The sequence below is a fragment of the Acetobacter ascendens genome, assembly GCF_001766235.1.
Lineage (GTDB): Bacteria > Pseudomonadota > Alphaproteobacteria > Acetobacterales > Acetobacteraceae > Acetobacter > Acetobacter ascendens.
In genome coordinates, this window is record NZ_CP015164.1 from 492705 (window position 1) to 514127 (window position 21423).

Genomic DNA, 21423 nt, shown 5'->3' on the forward strand with positions numbered 1-21423 from the left:
TCCCGCTTTTTCAGGTCTGTATATTAGTTGGTGGCAGGCTGGGTGGCGGTGTTTTTGCGGGCATCCTGCACCGTCATTTTGTTCCAGCTATCCGCACTGGGTGGCGGACCAAAACGTGGGTCCCACTTCCCGGCTTTTTTCAGGGCCTCGGCCACTTCCTTGGGCATGTAGGTTTCATCATGCTTGGCCAGCACTTCAGTGGCGGCAAAATCGTGCGAGGGCTGTACCGTGCCAATGGCTACAACGCTTTGCCCTTCACGGAACAGATCTGGCAAAATGCCTTCGTAATGCACGGTAACAGCGGCCTGACCATCGGTAACGTTAAACGTGGCAACAGGTGTTTCACCCCTGCGTTCACGATGGACAGAGCCAGCCACCACCATGCCACCCAGCTTGACGGTTCTATCCTTGGGCGGAGCGGAGGCCATTACCTGTGAAGGCGTGACAAAAAACACGATATCGGAAGAAAAAGCCCGCAGAATCAAAGCTGCGGCGGTGCCAAGGCACGCCACACAGGCAATGACAAGCCAAAGGCGACGGGTTTTGCGGGTCATGATTGCGGAGCGGCTCCTGCCTTGCGGGGGGCTTTTTGTTCAAGGGTGGCCAGCCGAATGCGGTCGCGCTTCAGGCGCAAGGCAGCGCCAACGGAAAACACAAGCGCCATAATGGCAAACAAGCCGTAGCTGGCGGCAATATAAGGCAGATGGGTCATGCAGCGTTGCCTCTACGGCGGGGGGAGGTCAGCAGAGCGCGAATACGGCTTTCCATCACGGCAGCGCGGGTGCGGGCCACAACAATAGCGGCAAAGCCAAGCCCCATGCCCAAGGCAGACAAAGCTAAAGGCCACAGCATGGAAGAAGACATGGTGGGCGCGCCCGTAAGAGTAATGCTGTCTGGTTGGTGCAGGGTATTCCACCACTGCACACTAAACTTGATAATGGGCAGATCAACCGCTCCTGCAAGGGCCAGAATGGCGGCGGCTTTATAGCCACGCTGCGGATCATCAAACGCGCGAATAAGCGCGATATGCCCCAGATACAGGAAAAACAGCACCAAAACGGAGGTTAGCCGCGCATCCCACACCCACCAGGTACCCCACATGGGTTTGCCCCAAAGGGAACCTGTAGCAAGGCAAAGCGCAGTGATAGAAGCACCAACAGGGCCAATTTCTACTGCGGCCAAGTCAGCCAGCGGGTGCCGCCATACAAGTGAGAGCAGGCCACATATGGCCAATCCAGCATACCCCGCAGAAGCCAGCATGGCGGCAGGCACATGCACATACATAATGCGCACGGAATCGCCCTGCTGCCAGTCTGCAGGGGAGAAAAACAGCCCCCAGCCCAGCCCTGTAAGAGTAAGGAGTATGGCAGGCCACGTAAGCCACGGCTGAAGGCGTGCCCCCAGCTTAAGAAACTGGCCGGGATTGGCATACCGATGGAAAAAATTGCCGGTACGCGCGACAAAGGTCGGAGAGGCGCTCAAAAGTCAGTCCGTTCCATCTGTATCTGGTTCAATCCTGTGGTCTTCCTCTTTCACCACCATTGTGGAAGTGGGAAAAGGACTACCTGTGTCCCCTTTTACAACATTCCGTGCCTCTTGACACGATGCAGTTGTTCATGGGCGTCTTGCCCACACAACACAACGGAGGAAATTATGCTGTTTGCCATTACCTGTACGGATCGCCCCGGCGCGCTGGACCTGCGCAAGGCCACACGTGCGCAGCATCTGGCATTTTTGGAAGCCCATAAAGATGGTATCCTTTTTGCAGGTCCGCAGTTGGATGCTAACGGCAACCCCTGCGGCAGCCTTGTTTTACTAGAAGCGCCAGACCGCGCCACAGCAGAAGGTTTTGCGGCGGCAGATCCGTATGCAAAGGTTGATCTGTTTGAAAGCGTGATTATTCGCCCGTTGCGGACCGTGTTCCGTGATGGCCAGATGGCTGAATAATCATGGCCTACTGGCTGGTGAAAAGTGAGCCGGATGCCTTTAGCTGGGATGAGCAGGTGGCCAATGGCGTAGAGCCATGGACAGGTGTGCGCAACCATCAGGCCAAAAAGAACCTAGCGGCCATGAAGGCGGGAGACCGCGCTTTTTTCTACCATTCCAACGTGCAACGCGCCATTGTTGGTGTGGTGGAAGTGGTGCGTGAAGGCTACCCAGACCCAACGGCAGAAACCGATAAGTGGGTATGTGTGGATGTAAAAGCCATAGCCCCCATGCCCACACCGGTAACACTGGCGCAGATTAAGGCGGAACCTACGCTGGAAAGTCTGGCTTTGGTGCGGCAATCTCGCTTGTCTGTCTGTCCCGTATCAGCAGAGCACTGGCAGATTTTGTGTGACATGGGTGGGTGGCAGGAACCAGCCTGAAACGCAGCCCGTGTTCACGATATTTTGTAGTTTGTGGGTAAATACAACCCAACAAAAAAGGCCGCTCCATGATGGGCGGCCTTTTTTGCAAGCAGTGCAGAGCAGGAATTAGCTCTGTGTTGCCAGTGTCCATGCCTGAGCAGAACGGTTGCCAGAACGGCAATAGGCAAAAATCGGGCCTGGCAGGGTGTTGATGGCTTCCTGCGTTTCAATCACGGCATCGGAAGAAGGTGTGAGCGGTGCAGAAACTGGAATGGCAATAAAGGAAAGGCCAGCTTTGCGTGCGGCTTCACCAACAGTTTCAGCAGAAGGCTGGCCAGCTTCTTCGCCATCCGGGCGGTTGCAGATAATGGTTTTGAACCCTGCACCCTGAATAAGCGGAATATCTTCCACCGTAATCTGGGGGGAAACTGCAAAATCGGGGGAAACAGAATGATACTGCATGGGAATAGGTATCCTGAAAGCTAAAAAGAACTGCCGCAGAATGCGACTTTTGGGGCTGAATGCAAGGTCAAAGCAGCCAGACCCAAAAGCGTGTGCGATTGATTATCTGTTTAGCGGTGAATGAAGTACATATCGGAATACAGGTTTTTCAGTGCAGCGTGGTCTGCTAGGCAGTGGCGCACCAATACAGCGCGCAGGCTGATAGCGGCCTGCTGCACGGCTGGGTCTGTGCTATCCGGGTGCAGGGCTGGGTAGTGCTGCATACAGGCTTTAAGCGTAGGGTTGTTCATATCCACGCCAGAGCGGATCTTTTCTTTTAGCTCGCTATAGTAATCGGAAACTTCTTTATCAGAATCCCACAGCGGCACGGAGGTATCCACCTTTCCGTTGTGCATGAAGTAAGCCACCGTGAAAAAGCCTGTTTCAGGTGCAGCCGTGCCGGATTGAACTGTCATGCGGCAAGCGCGTTGTGAATATGGCGGAAAGCTTACATCCGGCATGGCGGAAGAAGCTTGCACCTGTATGGCTGGCGCAGGCGTATTGGGGTTGGGAGAAGCATCCTCAACATCTGCACCACCGGCTTCATGTGCCTTTTCCCATGCTTTTGCCACCAGAACGTGGAAACGGTCAGACTGGCACAGATCAGGTGCAGTGCGTGCTTCAGCCAGCGGGGTTTCATATGTCTGTTCCTGCGGGGTGGCGCAGGCTGTAGTTGCTACAACAGCCGCCAGCGGTGCCAGCCGCAGAAAGCGCCGTACAGAACGCTGGATGGATGAAGGATCGGTCATGTCAGGATACTCCGCAATAAGGTGTGCGCCTGGATGGAGAACGGTATTTCTGCTTTGGAGTGTGTAAGGGCATTATGCAAGCCTTACAACGGCGCGGGCCGCGTATGCAGGGTGGATAAGGTGCTGGGTGCTGTTTTTCGTGCCCTGTGCCTGTTATGATTGCTACGGAATAGAGAAAAATAAGGCGCCAGAGTGCGTCGCTGCTTCGTTCGCAAACGGGCGTAGCATGCAGCAGGCAGGAGAGGCACGGATGAGCACACAAAAAACAGCAGGGAATGCCCTGGCCCCCATGCTTTTGGAAGGGCACGAACTGGCAGAACTGGAACAGGCTCTGGCCGATGTGGAATCTGGCCGGGGTGTTCTGGTGCGTCTGGCAGACCTTATGGGCGGTGCTGTTGGGCATGCCGCACGTTTGGGCCTGCGTGGTTTGGGCATGGCCCCCAATATGGAAGAAAAAATGCGCGGGCTGGCAGAAACTGCCATTGCACGTGCGTTTGATGTGGCCATTGTGGGCATGAAAGGCCGGACAGATAGCCAAATGGCAGAAGCCCGTTGGCGTGGCCCGGCATTGCAGGCTGCGGTGGCTGTTTCTGGCGCAGTGGGTGGCTTTAGTGGCTTGGCCGGTTTGGCCCCGGATATTGGTTTTACAACGCTCACAATCATGCGCGAAATTGCACGTGTTGCGCGGGAGGAAGGGGAAGACCTGTCTGACCCAGATGCCCGCCGTGCATGTTTGGAAGTGTTTGCGCTTAAAGCTTTCCCGAACAGCAGAACTGGCGAAGAAAGCGAACTGGGTTATTTCTCGGCTCGCGCCGTGCTGCGTGGCCGCCCGGTTGTGATGCTGATTGCTGAAGTGGCCTCTCATTACGGTTTGGCGCTGGGGCAGAAAATTTCCCTCCAGCTTATGCCTGTAGCAGGTGCGCTGTGTGGGGCCTCTTTGAACACGGCATTCTTTAACCATTACCGTGCGCTTGCCCGTGCGCATTTCACCATTCGCCGTTTGGAGCGTGAACATGGGCCGGTTGTGCGTGATACCGCTATGTCCATGCGCGAAGATCTGGCCGAACGTGGGGTAGAAGCCTAAGCCATTTTGAGCTAAAGCGAGAGAAATGCAAAAAAGGCCAGCACCTTTATGGGCTGGCCTTTTTGCTGGTTAGGCGGGTTTTTTCACCACCTTGCGGGGTGGTTCGCCCTCAAGAAATGTGGTGAGAATGGCAAAGCCAAGCTGGGTGATGCCGATAACCTTGGCCGCCAAATGGTAATGCGGGGCCCAAAAGCTCACGGCAAAGCACGCTGCAATACCAATCAGGCAAGACAGGCGCATGTTCATGGCAAAAGCTGCTCCTTATACCGTAACGGGCGTGGGCATGGGCAACCCTTTTGCTAAGGCCTCAACATTGTCTAGCGCCAACATGCACATGGCGGTGCGCGTTTCTATGGTGGCGCTGCCTGCGTGCGGTGTCATGAAGATATTGGGCAGGGCTGTCAGCCGTGGGTTGGGGTTTGGTTCCTGCCGGTAAACATCCAGCCCAGCCCCAAACAGATGGCCAGATTCCAAAGCCTCTATCAGCGCATCTTCATCCACCAGGGACCCACGCGCCGCATTTACAAACACACTGCCCTTGGGCAGCAGGGAGAATGTCTGACTGTTCATGAGGGGAGGCGCGGAAGGTGAGCCCGGCATGTGCAATGTGAGCACATCGCAATGGGGCAGCATGTCTTCCAGCTTTTCAAAATAGGTGGCACCAGCTTCTTCTGCGGCGGAAAGGCGGCTGCGGTTGTGATAAAGAATGGTCATGTCAAAGCCGCGTGCACGCTTTGCCACAGCCTGCCCAATACGGCCCATGCCCACAATACCCAGCCGCTTTCCGGTAACACGATGGCCCAGCATGCCGCCCATACCAAGGCCATGATGCCAGCCGTTTTTCATGAGCGTATAATATTCGGCGGCCCGGCGGCAGGCGGCTAGAATCAGCATCATGCTTAAATCGGCATTACAATCTGTTAGCACATTCGGGGTGTTGGAAACCGCAATCCCGCGTGCATGCAGGGCGGGAATATCCAGATGGTCTAGCCCAACGCTTACGGTAGATACCAGTTTTACGCATTCTGGCAGCGCATCTACATCCTTACCTTTAAGGGGCGCGTTATTGGTAAGCACAACGGCAAAAGGCTGAAATTCCTTAGCGAGTTCCAGAAGTGCCGGTGTTTTTAGGCTTTTTTCTGGAGGGGGTGGCGCTGTAAATTCTGTTTTAATACGATCTTCCGCAGCATTTAACAGGCGGATGGAGCGGATAAGGCGAGGTGCTTCTGTGCTCACAGGCAACTCCGTAGGCTGGTGAGTTGGTGGTTGTCTGGCACAAGTTTGTGCCCAATGCAGGCTGGCATCAAGCAGGGTCAGACAACATATGGGCTATGACACTCCATAACGGCATGCAAAGCTAGAGGTTGCCTTGGCATGCGGAATGATGGGTTGCAGAAAAGGAACATACAGCAGATGACACAGGAACTTACCCCCCAGATCATGCTAGGTGCATATGCGGCGGGACTGTTCCCTATGGCGTCTGATGCAACGGATACTACCTTGCGGTGGTATGACCCGGACCCACGCGGTATTTTGCCGCTGGATGGTTTTCATCTCCCGCGCCGTTTGCGCCGCACTGTGCTGTCTGACCAGTTTGACGTGTGTGTGGATCGGGATTTTCCCGCCGTTATGCGCGCATGTGCCGCACCCGCACCCGCACCCGCACCGGGGCGAGAAACCACATGGATAAATAGCGAGATATACCGCCTGTTTTGCGCTCTGCATGACATGGGCTTTAGCCACAGTGTGGAATGCTGGCAGAATGGTGAGCTTGTTGGTGGCCTGTATGGCGTAGCCCTTGGCGGTGCGTTTTTTGGAGAAAGCATGTTCAGCCGCACAACAGATGCCTCCAAAGTGGCCTTGGTGCATTTGGTGGCACGCTTGCGCTTGTGCGGGTTTGTTGTGCTGGATACACAATTTGGCACTGAACATCTGGCCCGCTTTGGGGGTGAGGAAATACCAGCAGCCGAATATAAAGCCATACTGGAAAAGGCCGTAAGCATGCAGCCGCGCTGGCAGCGGAATATTCCGGCCGATGTGCTGGAAGCAGAAATCCGAAACATGTAAGTAACTGCCATATTCCGGCCCGTGGCATGCTTTAGGGGTGCAGTATGTTGCTTGCGTCCAAGGTAGAGAGCAAAGCGCGGGCCTATAATTTGAATGACTGGAATGGATGATATTATGAGCACACGCCTGTATGGTCGTATGCGTTTTTTTTGCCTGATGAGTGTTCTGGGGGCTGCTGTGCCTGTGGTGGGTGCGGTTATTCCCGGGCAGGCACAGGCACAGGTTGCGCTGGATCATCCGCGTTTAACGCCCGCGCGTGATGCTATTATTGATTACAGCTTTCAGCCTCAGCCCACAGCGCAGGATTTGCAAAACGGCGCCAAGCCAGACACCTCTGTGGCAACGCGCCATGTGCAAGTGATGTTCTCTGGCGATGGCGGGCTTATGCGCATTAACTACATGACAAACATGGAAGGTGATGAAAGCCGTGGAGCCGTCATTATCAACCGGGCTTCACAGGAAGTACTGGTAATTTTGAATGACCGGCATATCTACACCCGCCTTGTGCAGCAAGAAGGTATCCGCAACCCTTTTTTGCTTGATTTGTCCATGCAGTTTACGCGCAAAGGGAGCGATGTTGTGGCCGGGCAACCGTGCACTGTCTGGGCTGCGCAATCTGCCCAAGGGCAGGCCACGGCTTGCGTAACGGATGATGGCTTTATTCTTTCCCAAACCGGTATTGATGTAGATGGGCTGAATGGCCGTATCCGTGCCATGAAAGTATCTTACGACCCCGTGCCCGATAGCGTGTTTCAGCCGCCTGTAGGCTTTCAGGAAGTTAACCCGCATAGCGGCAATAAGAACGGTGGTGGTTCAGCGGGTGCCGCACCGGCACAGCCTGCTGCGCCTTCTGGCGTAGGGCCGATGATATCTGCCCCAGCTACAAGTGGTACGGAAGGAAATCCGTAAGATGTTTGCAAAGCGTTTGCTTGCAGGTGTGGGGTTTGTGCTGTTGGGGGCTGTGGCTTCCGGCACGGTAGCCCACGCCCAGATACAGCCCCAAACACCAGAACCAACACAGATAAGCCCTGCCGATGCACCAGTGGTGACGCCATCTGTTGATGCAGATGTGGTGTATGAGCTGAACTCAGCCCAAGGTGATGCACACACGCAGCAGCGTATGCGCTGGCAGGTCAGCTCCCTACGCCAGCGGCTGGACCCGCAGAATTCTGATGTGTTTATGATTACATCATGGACAGATCATACTCTTACGGTGGTGGATACCGCACGCAAGCGTGCCAGTGTGATGCCCGTGCCCGGCCCACAGCAGATTACTCCGCCAGGGCAGCCCGCAGCGGCTGGCACCTATGCACGATTGGGGAATTCCGTTGTGGCGGGTGAACAGTGCACATTATGGCGCACAACGGATGCCGATGGGCACCCAACAGATGCATGCTATACGCCAGACGGCCTGCTTTTGCAGGTTGCGCAGCAGGAGCAGGTTACGGTGCGCGCGCTGAGTGTAAACCGAACCTCGCAGCCAGATAGCGTGTTTGCCATTCCGTCCGGGCTGAAGCGGGAAGCCCCTGCACACCCATAAGGTTTGATGTTTCGGGCGGCATAAAACGGAAAAAGAGAACGTCGCCATGAAAATCCGCCCCAGCTTTTCACTTTTTTATCTATTTCTCGCTGGGGTGAGCCTGCCTGTGTTTGCGCTGGCGGATGATGGAAGTTCCGGCACAGTTTCCGTATGTTTGCGCGCAGATATTGCACAACCGCCCCAAGCTATGCAGGTGGTGGCATCTGGCACTGTGTTTACAGCACAAACCAAAGCTGGTGGCCGTAAGGGCGGGGAAGAAAACGAAGCGTTGGTCACCACCGAAACCGTAACCCTAACCCATATGCAGCCATGTATGGATGCAGATGCATCCTCCGTTATCTCGCACTCGCGGCACTGGTTGGTTTCCCCCGTGCAGCCGCAGTCTGGCGTGGTGTTTCATGCTGTTGGGGAGGTCAGCGGCAATGGTCTGGATACCGCGTTTGACGATGAAGGCACATCTTTTCGCGATATCGTGCGGGCAGGGGGCATTACCGCCACAGTGCACAACCCGCTGACGGATGCCGTATCCCTTATGGAAGGAGCGGCTGATCTTCCCCCCAATGCAGATGGAGAAGATCCCGCTATTGATGACAAATAACCCTGCCCCTTAACGAAGCCCCGCAAAGGGGCGGCCACCGGGTTAAAAAATCCGGCGCAGCGCTCCGGGTAAAAAGATGGAATAGGGGTTTATGTGCAGGGAAGGATTGCTCATCTGCCCAGCCACGCCAAACGTTACGGCAACAAGCCCGCCATCTTTTTCCGGGCTGAACATCCAGCCAATGCCCGGCAGCTTTCCGGGCAATTTGTTAATGGCAAAAATAGGCACCACAGTGCCGTGTAAATCTATGCTGTTCTTATCCAGATTTACATTGCCTTCAAGCGTTGCTCCCAGCGCGTTGTTGCCGGTTCTGCCATCATGAATATTCAGCACGCCATCTTTGAATGTTACGGGCAACACAAGGTGTGTGACCATAAATTCTGATGTTTTGTGTGCCGCCAGCCAGCCGTAAAACGAGATATTCCGCGCCATACGCAAGGCCGTTGGGGCTTTTTTTAGCACAAATGGCGTTACGGTTATGCGGCCGTTAAACGGGGCGGAGGCCTCCGTATCATCAAAAGATCCGCTAAGAACGGCGTGGCCACCTTCAACATCCGGCAGAATGTTAAAGTCAGACAAAAATGCACCCATGTCCGGGATAGAAACGCGTAGGTCTCGCCCCGCGGCTTTGGGGGTAAGTGTCATGCTTACGGGGGTGGGCCCGTGCATGGCAAAATACATTTTTTCCAGCCGCTGACCGTTATCCTCAAAATAGGCTTTTACAGCTTTTAAGGAAGGTTTGTCCGGGTTGTAGCGCAGTGTGTTGGCTGTCAGATCAATAGCCCATGCTGTACCCGGAGGGCCATGTAGCTTGCCGGTAGCAGCCTCTGGCACATGGTAGCCGCTGCTGGCTGGCTGCGTGGGTTTGGGGTCTGATGGATCTCCCGTTACCAAGGGGGAAAGATCCAGCATGTCTGCATATACGCCAACATGAATGACTGAGCCTGTTACACCTTTTTGCGGCAATTCCAACATGGCGTGACCAGTGGAATTGGCAACGCGGAAGGAAGAGATAATCAGTTGAGGTGCATGGTTGGGGCGTAGGCGGGCCTTGCCACGCACATCCAAATCCGGGCCAGTGGCCAGAATACGATCGACCGCAACAATCTGGCCATTCTTCAGCCCCAGTGTGGCGTTTGCCTGTGCCGCGCGCCCCGGAGCCTTATGCCAGAGAGGAATACGGATTTGGGAGTTCCTGAGGTTGAGGTTGATATCCACAAGCCCATGATGATCTCCGTACTGGCGGTAATCCACCACGGCATCAGCCGAACCACCAAAGTGGTCTCCCGTTGCAAAACCGGCAGCCGTTGCGGTTTGCGGAGTGATGCGAGATGTCAGATGCGCCTGTTCCAAAAGTCCGGTGGGCGGCACATGTCGGAAATCTGTTGAATAGGAAATATTGGAGGGCAAGCCTCCCAATACGCCATGCCCAGCAAGGGAAAGCCCATCCGCCGTGGCATCCAGCTTGATATCAGCACGCCGTACACCACGCCCTGCCACCACATTATCAAGCGATGCCTGTGTGATATCGGCATGGCCCTTAATTTCCATGTCATCAATGCTGACATCGTCTTTCAAGGGCAGGCTGAGCATAAGCTGAAGTTTAGCGCGCCCGCGTGGGTTACGAAGATCCAGCGGGTGGCGGGAAAGCAGATGCAGGCGTGGTTCGGCCAGAAGAGCCATAACATCCTGCAACTTGCCATCCAGTTGCGTGTTGATAATGCCGGTCTGGTCTTTTTTGGTCAGGCCCACAATGTCCATGCTGCCGGGGCCCGCGGCAATCCGACCCGTGCCATTTTGGCCTACATTTTTACCAGCACGGTCAACAAGCTGGTAGCCGTGGTCAAACTTGATGCTCAGCTTGTCCAGCCCATCCACATCCATATGGGCATCCATGCCCCGGAGCGGAGAAATGGGCCGCAGCCAGTAGATGGTCAGCCCCTTGGCATCCAGCCCTCCGGCAATGTTGCTAACATCTACACCATTCCAACCCGTTTTGCTGGATAAGGAAACAGTGGTGTGCAGGTTGTAGGCCACACCATCTGTAATGTTTTTGGTCACCCACTTTTTGCCGCCCTTGGCAGCCTTATCTGGCCAATAATAAACCAGATCAGGAAAGTATACCTGCGGAATATCAGCAGTAACCTGCCCGGAAACGGTGGTAGGGTTTACCAGATCAGTGGCATCCACTTGCCCGGATACCGCCAGATTAAGCCCTCTGGCTTCATCTTCCGGGTGGTCTGGATTGCGCAGGTTTGCGGTAATGTTATGGACAATAATATGCGCAGGCGTGCTGCCATCCTTAAGATGGTCAAGCCGCAGGGTAATATTGGCTGAGCCACCGTTTAAAAAGTAACGTGCTCCGGCGGCTGTTACCTTGCCGCTTTGTGCATCTGCATGCAGATCCATCGCACCCGGCATCAGCCAATCCGAACCCGGCGCAGGCAGGAAACTGACATCAGACGTCACCGCAATAGGCGTTCTGATATGTTGCAGATCATGGGAAATATGGGAAAAACTGGCAGGCTTAACGGCATTGGTTGCCAGATGCCATACAATGCCTTTGCCATCTGTATCTGACAGGCTGTTGGCTTTTACCTCTATGTGGCAATCGGGGTTTTCTTCCCCCGTTACGGCAAATTGCACCGCACCCGTTATGCCCTTTTTGCCTTGGGCTGAGGCCATGTGCAATGTGGCATCCAGCGGAGAAGCTACCCAATGTGTGCCGGTAAGCTGGTCATTCATACGCACAATGGCGTGCGAGATAACAGCGCGGTCCAGCCCAGCGGTATCCACACTTCCGCTATCACCTGCCCCAGCAGAAGGAGGGGTATCAAAATCAAACCCCACAGCTCCGTTTTTACCACGGCGCAGGGCAAGATTTACGCCTTCTAGCTCCACCGCGCGCAGGGCAATGCCACCATGCAACAGGGCCAGTGTATCTAGTGTAACATGCGCTTCATGCACGGTATCAACAACTGTGCGATCCGGGCCTTTAACAGCAATATCCTGCAGAACAAGCATGACCGGAGATGTGAAGCCATCACGCAGGCCGTTCCATTCCAGATAGGCGCGGTTGAGCCCCAGTGTGGCGACGGGAGGCTGCTTTTTGCTGCCGGAAATAACGGTAACGGGCAACAAAGGGCGCACCAGCGGCGTAACATTTATGGGCCCCAGCGCCATGCGTGCAAACAGCAAAGCTGTGCCCACAAGTGGCAGCCCAACCATGGCATAGGCACCATAGACCAGAAATCGCCGGGTTTTTGTGCGCCGTGGGCGCGTGGTGTCTTGACCGTTGGAAGTCAACGCAGCAAGCCTTTATTGTTCACAGCACGGGCCAGATCATGACGCAGGCAGACCATTCCCTTTTTCGAGACGTAAGGCAACCTAGGGGGCATGGTTCCCGCATGTGGCCAGATGCAGATTGGCCCGCCCCGGCTGATAAACGTGCAGCCGATCTGTTTACGCAGGACATGCTGGCCCTTGCGCAGGATGCCGGTATTGCAGATTCCATCATGATACAGCCGGGCGCGAGGGAGCTTCTGGCCTGCCTTGGGGGCAACAGCCCTTATCTGGCTGATCTGGCGCGTGAAGATGTTCTGGCCTTTGCGGCCCTGCTGGAACAGGGGCCGGATATTTGTGTGCAGGATGCGTTTGCAACATGCGCGAAGTTTGACACAACATCGGGGCGAGAGTGTGTCGCAGCTTTTTTGCGGCATACAAAAAAACGTATAGCTTTTATTTGCGCTGTGGCGGATCTGGGTGGCTTCTGGTCTTTGGAAGAGGTGACACATGCCCTGAGCCGTTTGGCTGATACCGCGTTGGATCTGGCTGTCAGGCATTTATTGTTAAGCGCCTTTCAGGCAGGGCAACTGGCTTTACCCAACCCGGAACAGCCCGCGCAGGGCTGCGGCTTTGTAATTCTGGCCATGGGTAAGCTGGGCGCGCGGGAACTGAATTTTTCATCCGATATAGACCTGATGGTGCTGTATGATCCCACAGCGTACCCTCAGTCGGACACAGTGCGGCGTGTGTTCGTGCGTATGACTAGCGATCTTGTGAGCCTGATGGAAGCACGAGATGCCAATGGATACGTTTTTCGTACAGATTTAAGGCTGCGGCCCGATCCATCCTCCACGCCTCCGGCGGTTACAGTGCAGGCTGCTACCCTGTATTATGAAAGCCTCGGCCAAACGTGGGAACGCGCAGCCATGACAAAAGCGCGCCCCGTGGCGGGGGATCTCACGCTGGGGCGGCGTTTTCTGGCAGCTATTCGACCATTCATCTGGCGCAGGCATCTGGATTTTGCGCTGATTGATGATCTGCATGACATGAAGGCCCGGATTGACCGTTACCGTAAGGCGGGCCGGACAGATTTAACCACCCTGCCGGATACTGTGCTGGCAGATCCTTCCGCCAGTATAGAGTGGCTGTTGGGCCATAACCTCAAGCTGGGGCAGGGCGGTATTCGTGAAATTGAATTTATCGCGCAGGCTATGCAGCTTGTCTGGGGTGGGCGCGAGCCTGCGTTGCGGGATAAAACCACCTTTGGCGCACTTAAAAAACTTGTGGGTTCAGGCCGCCTGCCACGGGAAGAGGCCGAGGTGCTGGCCCGCACCTATCGCTTTTTGCGCGATGCGGAACATCGCTTGCAAATGCGCGCAGACCACCAAACTCATAGCCTACCCGATACGCGGGAAGGATTTGAAGCTTTTGCCATCTTCATGAACTATCCAGATGCCGAAGTGCTGGCGCTGGATATGTTGCCCCGTATGCGTGAGGCACGGCGTATTTTTGAACGCCATTTTGTGCTGCATTCCGCCCAGCCGGAAGAAGTGGAGGGCAGCGTGCTGGTGCCGGGGCCGGAAGATGGGCAAACGGCAGAACTGTTGCAAAAGCACGGTTTCCCGCCCGAACAGGTGGAAGAAGCTACGCAGGTTCTTACCCGTTGGCGCGGTAACGGCTTGCGGGCGCTGCGGTCTGAACGCGCACATGCGTTGTTGCGTGTGTTGTTGCCGACATTGCTGGCCAGCTTTGGTGCTCGCAGTAATCCTCTGGCCTGTTTGCGCCGGTTTGATGCGTTGCTGGCGCGGCAACACGCCGGGGTGCAGCTTCTTTCTCTGTTTGAACGCAATCCGGCGTTGGTGGACCGTATTGCTAATATCTTTGATGCCTCGGTTTTTCTGGCAGATTATCTGGCAGACAAGCCCTCTGCGCTGGAAGGGTTGTTGGAATCCGAGCCAGAGGAAGGACGTACGGTTGTAGCGCGCCTTCAGCATCTGGCGGAGGAAATGGCAGATGTTGAAGAGCTGGTAACAGCTCTGCGCCCGCTTTTGCGCGGCGAGGAATTTCGCCTATCCGTTGCCTTGTTGGAAGGCCGCATTACGGAAAACGAGGCCGAAAAGCAGCGCACGGTGCTGGCGGATATTATTATCACCATTGTTAAACACGCGGTGGAAGTAGAGCACACACGCCGCTACGGGCATGTTCCGGGCGGTGGTATGGCCATTGTAGCACTTGGCAAAGCTGGCTCGCGCGAGATGATGCCGAGGTCTGACCTTGATTTGCTAATGGTATTTGATCATCCCGAAGATGTGCAGGCCAGTGAGGTGCCGCAGGCGGATACAAAAGCAGAGCGTCCGCTGTTTTCTGCCCCGCGTTCTGTGGGGGTGGCGCAGTATTACACACGGTTGGCCCATGCTTTTATTGCTGCGCTAACTGCACCGGGGCCAGAAGGGCCATTATACGCGGTGGATATGCGGTTGCGTCCCTCTGGCGCAGCAGGGCCGGTTGCTGTCTCGCGCCCCGCTTTTTTGCGTTACCACACAGAATCCGCATGGACATGGGAGTGCATGGCGCTCACGCGTGCCCGTATTGTGGCCGCTCCAGCAGAATTGAAGCGTGTTTTAAGGCAGGATCTGGATACCATTCTGGATGGCCATTTGCGGGCCGAGCCAGCACCTCGCGCAATACTGCTTAAAGATGCCTGCGCCATGCGCGCACGTTTGGCGCGAGACCTGCCCGCATCTTCTGTGTGGGATGTTAAACGGCGGCTGGGCGGGCTGATAGATGTGGAATTTATTGCCCAGATTTATCAGTTGATTGGCGCAAATAGTGCTGTGCGGGATGTAAGTACTCGTTTGGCGCTGGGGCGGCTGGAAAAGGCAGGGCTGCTGAGTGCAGAAGATGCCCAGTTTTTAAAGCAGGCCGAGTTGTTCTGGCGTCAGCTTCAGGCTGTATTGCGGCTGCTCTGTGGGGCAACGCCGCCTGTTGATCTGGAGCGTGATCTGGCATCGGCATCATTAAACGTGCTGCTAAGAGCCATGAAGCTGGAGACCCTGCCGGATCTGATTGAAAAAGCAAACATTCTAGCGCGTGATGTGCACGCAGTTTTTGTCCGGCTGGTTGGCCCGGTGGCATAAGCCGGGTTTGAAGCTGGAACAGCTTGCTAACCTAGCACGTTCAGTCTGGCGTAAGAGATGTTAAAAGAAGGAAACCCAAGCATGACGGAAAAACACACGCTTAAAGTAGGGGATGTTGCTCCGGCGTTTGATATGGAAGCAAGCGGTGGCCGTAAGGTGACGTTGGCAGATTTTAAGGGCAAGCCATTTGTTCTGTATTTCTACCCCAAGGCAGATACACCCGGATGCACAAAGGAAGCCTGCGGATTTAACGAGGCTCTGAAGGATTTTGACAAGGCAGGCCTGACCGTTATTGGCGTCTCGCGCGATCCGGTGAAAAAGCTGGATGCCTTTGCAACCAAATATGACCTAACATTTCCCTTGGCATCAGATGAAGCCGGGAGCGTGACAGAGGCCTACGGCGTGTGGGTAGAAAAAACCAATTACGGCCGCCAGTATATGGGTATTGAGCGCACAACTTTCCTGATTGGGGCGGATGGTAAAATCGCGCATATCTGGCCCAAGGTGAAAGTGCCGGGCCATGTTGAAGCCGTGCTAGAAGCTGCCCGCACATTGGCGGGCAGTGCCTGATTTTTGCTTTTAGGCTTTAGTTATTACCACGCTTGGTAATATCCGCCGCCCGGGGGGCCATAATAGCCGTAGCCCGGTCCGGGCATAACCGGTACGGCTGGTACCACGTAAGCTGGTGGAGGCGGAGGAGGGGGCGGTGCGTAAGCCACTGGCGGGCCACCAGCCATTGTGGCTCCGGCCAAAGCCCCCACGGCCAATCCGCCAATAAGGGCACCGGCAATGGCGCCGCCGCCGGGGCCACGATGATGGTAATAGCCGCCCCTTGGCCCGCCCCAGCCGGGGCCACCCGGTCCGCCACGTGGGCCACCGGCCCAACCGGGGCCGCCCATCATATGTGGGCCAGGTTGCGCCTGCGCCATTGGCACGCTTGCCAAGCCAAGGCCTGTAATAACGGGCAGGGCCATCAGAAGTTTGGTTATCTGGCGCATGAAATGAGCCTCCTTGAAACAGGATTACACCTGCGTTCTTTGCCTCATTTCAAATAATGGCGCGTCTTATGGCAAATTAAAGGCGTATCCGCGGCGTTATTTTGCACAGCTATTTTATGAAACTCTCAGGCTCGTAATTAAAAGACCGTAACTGGCATGTTGCCTCATGCGTGAAAGACAACATGCCGTGCACTGATATTAGGAACGTGCAGGAGCGGCGGCCGGTGCGGTAATGCGGTTTGCCTGTTTAAGACGCAAAACCGTAAGCAGGGTGACCGCCGCACAAATGGAAACATAACCGGCAAACCAGTTTTCGTGCCCGATCTGTTTACACCACAGAGCAATGTATTCCGTAGTGCCACCAAAAATGGAAACCGTGAGCGCATAAGGCAGAGCCACACCCAAAGCGCGAATACGGGTTGGAAACAGCTCTGCTTTCACAATGGCGTTAATGGATGTGTAGCCCGATGCAATAAACAGCGCCGTAACAATCAGGGCAAAAGCCGCCCATGGGGACGAAGCACCTGCAAGCATATGCAGCAGCGGAATAGTGCCAAATGTTGCGCCAAAGCCAAAAAATAGCAGCAGCGGTTTGCGGCCAATTTTATCAGAAATGGCCCCAAAAACAGGCTGCATGGCGGCAAATACCACCAGACTGGCGGTGGAAATAAGGGTTGCTGTTTCCTTGGGAAAGCCCAGCGTATTGGCCAGATATTTCTGCATGTAAATGGTATAGGTATAAAATGCTACGGTGCCACCAAGGGTAAGGCCGCATACCGTCAGCACAGCCCGCCAATGATGCAGAAGAACGCGAATACCGCCTTTTTCTTCTTCTGTATGTGCGTTTTTAAAGCTGTCACTTTCTGTCATCTGGCGGCGTAGCCAGAACACCAGCACAGCGCCTAAAGCACCCATCAGAAACGGCACACGCCAGCCCCTGCTTGCAATCTGCTGTGGTGTAAGCAGCACGTATTGCATGACCAATAGCAGAACAAGTGCCAGAAGCTGGCCCATAACCAGTGTGACATACAAAAAGCCAGACCAGAATCCGCGATGTTCCGGTGTGGCCACTTCTGCCAGATAGGTAGCGGATGCCCCGTATTCTCCCCCAAGGCTCAGGCCTTGCAGCAGGCGGGCAACTAACAGAAGCAGCGGAGCTGCAAGGCCGATTTGATCATAAGTAGGGCATACGGCAATGGCCAAAGACCCAAAACACATGGTGAGCACAGAAATGGTGAGCGCGCTACGCCGGCCATATCGATCCGCCGCCATGCCCAAAGCCATCCGCCCACAGGGCGCATGAAAAAACCTACAGCAAATACTGCGGCTGCATTTAAGAGTTCTACGGTAGGATTGCCGTGTGGAAAAAAGGCATGCGCAAAGTAAATGGTGAAAGAGGAATAAACATACCAATCAAAATATTCCAGTAGGTTGCCTGCGGAACCTGCCACAATGCCGCGAATGCGCTGTGCCGTGTTCACTCTTATTGTTCTCCTGTCTGGAAGAGGGATGGTGTTATTTAACCACGCATCCCGGATAACAAATTTTATTGGCCCACTGCATAAAGCATGTGCTGCACGCAGGGCAGGCGGATGGGTAGGTCATACCACCGCCTATGGTTTCTTGTCATTACGGATGTGCGATAAAGCTGATTGTGGCGGGTATTCTATGCATTTGTGGTGCTTGCTCTTGTTGCAAACATCAGACAAAACAAGGCATGAGTTCCATAATTGTTCTTTTGAGTGTTGCTATCTGTGCCCTGCTATTGGGGGCTGGTGCTGTTGTTGTGCTACGCCCCAAATCCGGGGGTGGCACAGATGCAGATCTGCTGGCCCGATTGTACGTTCTTGTAGAGCGCGAGGCCACCACAGCACGTTCGGATATTGCCGCACAGCGCAACAGCATGGTGGAAATGGAACGTGCCATGGGTGGGCGTATTGAGCGCATGCGCACGGAATTGGCCGAGCAGCTTGGCGCGCTGGCCGGAGGGCTGGGGCGGGAGCAGGCCGAAGCCCGCGCCGCACAGGCCGAAGCCTTGCGTAATCTGGCAGACACATCTGCCCAGCAGCTTGCCTCCATTCGCCATGCGGTTACAGAACAGTTGCACGAAGCCGTAGAGCAGCAGATGCAAACATCGTTTCAGCGTGTGCTGGAGCAGTTTTCTGCCATGCAAAAGGCCATGGGTGAGGTACGGGCCATGACAGGCCAGATAGGGGACCTCAAACGTCTGTTCAGCAATGTTAAAACCCGTGGTGGCTGGGGTGAAGCCCAGTTGCGCGCCATTTTGGATGATGTGCTGCCGCCCGGTACGTATGAAAGCAATGTACGGATTGGCAATGGGAATGACGTGGTGGAATTTGCCATCCGCATGCCGGTTAAATCCAGCACACCGCCCCTGTTGCCAGTAGACAGTAAATTTCCCACCGAGGCCTATGAGCGGTTGTTAAATGCCGCAGATGAAGGCGATACGGCGGGGGAAAAGGCAGCCCGTAAATCTCTGGAAAATACCATGCGTCTAGAGGCGCGCAAAATTTCCAGCAAATATATCCATCCGCCCAAAACAGTGGAGTTTGCCGTACTGTATCTGCCCACAGATGGGTTATATACAGAAGTGGCACGTATGCCGGGGCTGATTGATGATCTGGGGCGGCAGTTTCGGGTTATGGTTATGGGGCCGGCTCTTATGCCAGCCATGTTGCGCACAATCCATCTGGGGTACGTTACACTCGCGCTGGAAGAGCGGACAGAAACCATAGCGCGCCTGCTGGGGGCCACACGGCAGGAAATGATTAAGATGGATGGCGTGCTGGATAAACTGGCGCGCAATGCACAGGCCATGTCCTTTTCTATCGAGGAAGCCCGCAGGCGCACACGTTCGGTCAGCCGCAAGTTGCGTGAACTGGATGAACCGGAAGACAATACCGCCGGAACAGAAGAGTCTGAAATTGAATTTACTGGTGTTGATTCAAATGGGATGGCATCAGGGTAACAGATGAATGGAACAGCAGATATGCTCAAGGAAGATGCCGATTTTTTCTCACCCAATGGGAAAACGGTGCTTCTGGTAGAAGATGATGGCACCATAGCCGAAGAAATTGCAGCTGAACTGACAGCCCGCGGTTTTAAGGTGCTGCATGAAGCCACAGGAGATGCCGGGCTGGAAGCTGCCTTACGGCTAGAGGCCGATGTTATGGTGGTGGACCGTCTTTTGCCCGGTCTTGATGGTTTGAGCGTTATAGAAACCATGCGCCAGCAGGGCATACGTCTGCCGGCCCTGGTGCTTTCTGCCCTTTCGGCGGTGGATGATCGGGTAACGGGTCTTAAAGCGGGTGGGGATGATTATCTCACCAAGCCTTTTGCCATAGAAGAACTGGTAGCCCGTATAGAAGTCCTGTTGCGCAGGCCGGATGATACGCGCAGCACCAAGCTGCATCTGGGGCCGATTGATATGGATCTGATAGAACGCCGTGTCTGGCGCGATGGACGGGAAATTGAGCTGCTGCCGCGTGAATTTCGTTTGCTTGAATATCTCATGCGCAGGCCGGGGCAGGTGCTCACACGTTCCATGTTGCTGGAAGATGTGTGGCAGTATCGGTTTATTCCGCGTACCAATCTGGTGGATGTGCATATTGGCAAGTTGCGGCGTAAAATTGATGGGCCGGGAGAGGAACCGTTGATCGAGAGCATTCGCGGAACGGGATTCCGGCTGCGTGTTCCTGACTGAACTTTTTCGCACAGCTACTTTTCGCATCACCCTTATGGCGTTGGCCGCCATGGCGGGGGTGATGGTCATGCAGTTTGGCCTGGTTTACGCGCAGCTTGAGGCTGTGGAATCTCGCCGTTCCACCGAGTTGCTGAAAGGTGAGGCCGAACTGCTGGCCCAGATGTCTCCCGAGCATCTGGAATACGTTATTCGCCGGCGCGCCACGGATGATCTGCGGCTGATCATTAACAGTGCCGGGCTGTTTGATTCCGGGCATGCCCTTATTGCTGGGGATTTGCGCACATGGCCTAAGGGCCTGAAGGCGGATGGCAAACCCCATAATGTAGAAATCTACCCCGAAGAAGGGGATTCGTACCCCTTGCGCGTGCTGGCAGAAAAACTGCCAGATGGCACTATTTTGGTGTTGGGGCGCAGTTTTTATCTGCTTTCTGAACAAAAACTCATGCTGCGCCACACCATGTTGGTGGCGGCCATTCCCACTTTTGTGTTCGCGTTGTTTCTAGGGATCGTGCTGAGCCACCGCGCACTTTCCCGCGTGAAGGAAATGCACGAGGCCATAGACCGCATTATGGCCGGGGATATCCATGAACGCCTGCCCGCGGCCAAGGAGTGGGATGATCTGGAACGCTTGGCTGGCAGTGTAAACCGTATGTTGGACCGGCTGGAACGGCTGATGGACGATATGCGGGAGGTGGGGAATGATATTGCGCATGATTTGCGCACACCTCTTTCCCGCGTGCGTGCCCGATTGGAGCGGGCACTCTCTACCGGAACAGAGCCGGAAGCGCTTGAGGCCACGGTAGGGCGTGCCGTGGATGATCTGGACCAGTGTTTAGGTATTATCACCGCATTGCTGCGCATTGCAGAAATAGAAAACAGCCGCAGAAAAGCAGGCTTCGGGCAGGTGCTTTTAGCCGATCTGGTGGCAGACGTATTTGATTTGTATGAACCCATAGCTGAAATGGAAGATAAAGTGCTGGTTGCAAAGGAGGGCGAAGCCCCTTGCTTTGTATGGGGAGACCGACACTTGTTGATCGAGCTTTTGGCTAATCTAGTTGATAACGCTATCAAATTCACACCAGAAGGTGGCCGTATCACTCTGGGTTCACAGCGAATCAACGGGGCAGCAACCCTGTTTGTAACGGATACAGGTGTAGGTATTGCACCAACAGAAAGAGAAGCCGTGCTTTCACGCTTTTATCGGTCAGATAAAAGCCGCCACGTACCGGGTAGCGGGCTGGGGCTTAGCCTTGTGTGCGCCATTGCGCATCTGCACGAAGCCCATGTCACCATTGAAACAGGGGCCGAAGGAATAGGCACCTGTTTTAGAATTACCTTTCCATCCGCTTTTTTACAAAAGGTTGAAGATTGCACGTAATGATGTTGGCG

22 protein-coding genes are annotated in these 21423 nt (G+C 55.0%); 12 read left to right on the forward strand and 10 right to left on the reverse strand.

Annotation, left to right across the window (positions count from 1 at the left end; genetic code table 11):
* Positions 1-23: 23 nt before the first annotated feature.
* The 3 genes from ccmE to A4S02_RS02440 are packed head-to-tail and all read right to left on the reverse strand — an operon-like array spanning position 24 to position 1482.
* Positions 24-554: a cytochrome c maturation protein CcmE gene (gene ccmE / locus A4S02_RS02435; protein ID WP_019090014.1), complete on the reverse strand. Its 531-nt coding sequence runs from the start codon at positions 552-554 to the stop codon at positions 24-26.
* Entirely contained in the window at positions 551-712 is a 162-nt protein-coding gene (locus A4S02_RS15840) for a hypothetical protein (RefSeq protein WP_003622625.1), read from the reverse strand. The genes ccmE and A4S02_RS15840 overlap by 4 nt, the downstream gene beginning before the upstream one ends.
* Positions 709-1482, reverse strand: a complete 774-nt coding sequence (locus A4S02_RS02440; protein ID WP_070322847.1) for a heme ABC transporter permease — start codon at positions 1480-1482, stop codon at positions 709-711. The genes A4S02_RS15840 and A4S02_RS02440 overlap by 4 nt, the downstream gene beginning before the upstream one ends.
* 171 nt (positions 1483-1653) lie before the next feature.
* Between A4S02_RS02440 and A4S02_RS02445 the strand changes: the two genes are divergently transcribed.
* Positions 1654-1947 (forward strand): YciI family protein, encoded by a 294-nt coding sequence (locus tag A4S02_RS02445; protein WP_019090015.1) that lies wholly within the window; start codon positions 1654-1656, stop codon positions 1945-1947.
* A gap of 2 nt (positions 1948-1949) precedes the next feature.
* Entirely contained in the window at positions 1950-2369 is a 420-nt protein-coding gene (locus A4S02_RS02450; RefSeq protein ID WP_019090016.1) for an EVE domain-containing protein, read from the forward strand.
* A gap of 108 nt (positions 2370-2477) precedes the next feature.
* Here the strand turns inward: A4S02_RS02450 and A4S02_RS02455 are convergent, their stop codons facing one another.
* Both A4S02_RS02455 and A4S02_RS02460 read right to left on the reverse strand, forming a co-directional pair.
* The gene (locus A4S02_RS02455) at positions 2478-2813 is read right to left on the reverse strand and encodes a TIGR01244 family sulfur transferase (protein WP_070322848.1); all 336 of its coding nucleotides are present in this window, start codon (positions 2811-2813) and stop codon (positions 2478-2480) included.
* 110 nt (positions 2814-2923) lie between these two features.
* Positions 2924-3601 carry a hypothetical protein gene (locus A4S02_RS02460; protein ID WP_070322849.1) on the reverse strand — a complete coding sequence of 226 codons (678 nt, stop codon included), beginning with the start codon at positions 3599-3601 and terminating at the stop codon, positions 2924-2926.
* Between the two features lie 226 nt (positions 3602-3827).
* On the opposite strand from A4S02_RS02460, the gene A4S02_RS02465 reads away from it, so the two are divergent.
* A complete protein-coding gene (locus tag A4S02_RS02465) occupies positions 3828-4685 on the forward strand; it encodes an EcsC family protein (RefSeq protein ID WP_070322850.1) in 858 nt (285 codons plus the stop codon).
* Positions 4686-4754: 69 nt separating this feature from the next.
* Here the strand turns inward: A4S02_RS02465 and A4S02_RS15845 are convergent, their stop codons facing one another.
* Both A4S02_RS15845 and A4S02_RS02470 read right to left on the reverse strand, forming a co-directional pair.
* The gene (locus A4S02_RS15845) at positions 4755-4931 is read right to left on the reverse strand and encodes a hypothetical protein (protein WP_167542410.1); all 177 of its coding nucleotides are present in this window, start codon (positions 4929-4931) and stop codon (positions 4755-4757) included.
* Between the two features lie 15 nt (positions 4932-4946).
* Positions 4947-5921 carry a 2-hydroxyacid dehydrogenase gene (locus A4S02_RS02470; protein WP_070322851.1) on the reverse strand — a complete coding sequence of 325 codons (975 nt, stop codon included), beginning with the start codon at positions 5919-5921 and terminating at the stop codon, positions 4947-4949.
* A 177-nt stretch (positions 5922-6098) separates the two neighbouring features.
* Between A4S02_RS02470 and aat the strand changes: the two genes are divergently transcribed.
* The 4 genes from aat to A4S02_RS02490 all read left to right on the forward strand — a co-directional run bounded on the left by aat (position 6099) and on the right by A4S02_RS02490 (position 8890).
* Positions 6099-6752 carry a leucyl/phenylalanyl-tRNA--protein transferase gene (gene aat / locus A4S02_RS02475; protein WP_070322852.1) on the forward strand — a complete coding sequence of 218 codons (654 nt, stop codon included), beginning with the start codon at positions 6099-6101 and terminating at the stop codon, positions 6750-6752.
* A gap of 93 nt (positions 6753-6845) precedes the next feature.
* Positions 6846-7661, forward strand: a complete 816-nt coding sequence (locus A4S02_RS02480) for a DUF4412 domain-containing protein (RefSeq protein WP_208858908.1) — start codon at positions 6846-6848, stop codon at positions 7659-7661.
* Position 7662: 1 nt separating this feature from the next.
* Positions 7663-8292: a hypothetical protein gene (locus A4S02_RS02485; protein ID WP_070322854.1), complete on the forward strand. Its 630-nt coding sequence runs from the start codon at positions 7663-7665 to the stop codon at positions 8290-8292.
* 46 nt (positions 8293-8338) lie between these two features.
* Entirely contained in the window at positions 8339-8890 is a 552-nt protein-coding gene (locus A4S02_RS02490; RefSeq protein WP_019090026.1) for a hypothetical protein, read from the forward strand.
* A 42-nt stretch (positions 8891-8932) separates the two neighbouring features.
* On the opposite strand, the gene A4S02_RS02495 is transcribed toward A4S02_RS02490, so the two are convergent.
* The gene (locus A4S02_RS02495; protein ID WP_208858935.1) at positions 8933-12118 is read right to left on the reverse strand and encodes an AsmA-like C-terminal region-containing protein; all 3186 of its coding nucleotides are present in this window, start codon (positions 12116-12118) and stop codon (positions 8933-8935) included.
* Between the two features lie 116 nt (positions 12119-12234).
* Between A4S02_RS02495 and A4S02_RS02500 the strand changes: the two genes are divergently transcribed.
* A complete protein-coding gene (locus tag A4S02_RS02500) occupies positions 12235-15312 on the forward strand; it encodes a bifunctional [glutamine synthetase] adenylyltransferase/[glutamine synthetase]-adenylyl-L-tyrosine phosphorylase (RefSeq protein ID WP_208858909.1) in 3078 nt (1025 codons plus the stop codon).
* A gap of 81 nt (positions 15313-15393) precedes the next feature.
* Complete coding sequence (gene bcp, locus A4S02_RS02505) at positions 15394-15882, forward strand: thioredoxin-dependent thiol peroxidase (protein ID WP_019090029.1); 489 nt, start codon at positions 15394-15396, stop codon at positions 15880-15882.
* A 23-nt stretch (positions 15883-15905) separates the two neighbouring features.
* Here bcp and A4S02_RS02510 read toward each other — a convergent pair whose 3' ends face one another.
* Complete coding sequence (locus A4S02_RS02510) at positions 15906-16310, reverse strand: hypothetical protein (RefSeq protein ID WP_019090030.1); 405 nt, start codon at positions 16308-16310, stop codon at positions 15906-15908.
* 198 nt (positions 16311-16508) lie between these two features.
* On the reverse strand, positions 16509-17723 hold the full coding sequence (locus A4S02_RS02515) for an MFS transporter (protein ID WP_228142436.1): 1215 nt from the start codon (positions 17721-17723) through the stop codon (positions 16509-16511).
* Positions 17724-18027: 304 nt separating this feature from the next.
* Here A4S02_RS02515 and A4S02_RS02520 point away from each other — a divergent pair, with 304 nt between their 5' ends.
* Genes A4S02_RS02520 through A4S02_RS02530 form a run of 3 tightly spaced genes read left to right on the forward strand, consistent with a single transcriptional unit; the run spans position 18028 to position 21412 of the window.
* Positions 18028-19299 carry a DNA recombination protein RmuC gene (locus A4S02_RS02520; protein ID WP_070322857.1) on the forward strand — a complete coding sequence of 424 codons (1272 nt, stop codon included), beginning with the start codon at positions 18028-18030 and terminating at the stop codon, positions 19297-19299.
* Between the two features lie 3 nt (positions 19300-19302).
* Positions 19303-20034: a response regulator transcription factor gene (locus A4S02_RS02525; protein ID WP_070322858.1), complete on the forward strand. Its 732-nt coding sequence runs from the start codon at positions 19303-19305 to the stop codon at positions 20032-20034.
* Positions 20021-21412: a sensor histidine kinase gene (locus A4S02_RS02530; RefSeq protein WP_082246727.1), complete on the forward strand. Its 1392-nt coding sequence runs from the start codon at positions 20021-20023 to the stop codon at positions 21410-21412. The genes A4S02_RS02525 and A4S02_RS02530 overlap by 14 nt, the downstream gene beginning before the upstream one ends.
* Positions 21413-21423 lie beyond the last annotated feature (11 nt).

Excerpts from the sequence above, each read along its gene's own strand:
- ccmE (WP_019090014.1), bottom strand. The coding sequence starts at position 554 with ATGACCCGCAAAACCCGTCGCCTTTGGCTTGTCATTGCCTGTGTGGCG.
- A4S02_RS15840 (WP_003622625.1), bottom strand. The coding sequence starts at position 712 with ATGACCCATCTGCCTTATATTGCCGCCAGCTACGGCTTGTTTGCCATT.
- A4S02_RS02445 (WP_019090015.1), top strand. The coding sequence starts at position 1,654 with ATGCTGTTTGCCATTACCTGTACGGATCGCCCCGGCGCGCTGGACCTG.
- A4S02_RS02450 (WP_019090016.1), top strand. The coding sequence starts at position 1,950 with ATGGCCTACTGGCTGGTGAAAAGTGAGCCGGATGCCTTTAGCTGGGAT.
- A4S02_RS02455 (WP_070322848.1), bottom strand. The coding sequence starts at position 2,813 with ATGCAGTATCATTCTGTTTCCCCCGATTTTGCAGTTTCCCCCCAGATT.
- A4S02_RS02460 (WP_070322849.1), bottom strand. The coding sequence starts at position 3,601 with ATGACCGATCCTTCATCCATCCAGCGTTCTGTACGGCGCTTTCTGCGG.
- A4S02_RS02465 (WP_070322850.1), top strand. The coding sequence starts at position 3,828 with ATGCAGCAGGCAGGAGAGGCACGGATGAGCACACAAAAAACAGCAGGG.
- A4S02_RS15845 (WP_167542410.1), bottom strand. The coding sequence starts at position 4,931 with ATGAACATGCGCCTGTCTTGCCTGATTGGTATTGCAGCGTGCTTTGCC.
- aat (WP_070322852.1), top strand. The coding sequence starts at position 6,099 with ATGACACAGGAACTTACCCCCCAGATCATGCTAGGTGCATATGCGGCG.
- A4S02_RS02480 (WP_208858908.1), top strand. The coding sequence starts at position 6,846 with ATGACTGGAATGGATGATATTATGAGCACACGCCTGTATGGTCGTATG.
- A4S02_RS02485 (WP_070322854.1), top strand. The coding sequence starts at position 7,663 with ATGTTTGCAAAGCGTTTGCTTGCAGGTGTGGGGTTTGTGCTGTTGGGG.
- A4S02_RS02490 (WP_019090026.1), top strand. The coding sequence starts at position 8,339 with ATGAAAATCCGCCCCAGCTTTTCACTTTTTTATCTATTTCTCGCTGGG.
- A4S02_RS02495 (WP_208858935.1), bottom strand. The coding sequence starts at position 12,118 with ATGGTTGGGCTGCCACTTGTGGGCACAGCTTTGCTGTTTGCACGCATG.
- A4S02_RS02500 (WP_208858909.1), top strand. The coding sequence starts at position 12,235 with ATGACGCAGGCAGACCATTCCCTTTTTCGAGACGTAAGGCAACCTAGG.
- bcp (WP_019090029.1), top strand. The coding sequence starts at position 15,394 with ATGACGGAAAAACACACGCTTAAAGTAGGGGATGTTGCTCCGGCGTTT.
- A4S02_RS02510 (WP_019090030.1), bottom strand. The coding sequence starts at position 16,310 with ATGCGCCAGATAACCAAACTTCTGATGGCCCTGCCCGTTATTACAGGC.
- A4S02_RS02520 (WP_070322857.1), top strand. The coding sequence starts at position 18,028 with ATGAGTTCCATAATTGTTCTTTTGAGTGTTGCTATCTGTGCCCTGCTA.
- A4S02_RS02525 (WP_070322858.1), top strand. The coding sequence starts at position 19,303 with ATGAATGGAACAGCAGATATGCTCAAGGAAGATGCCGATTTTTTCTCA.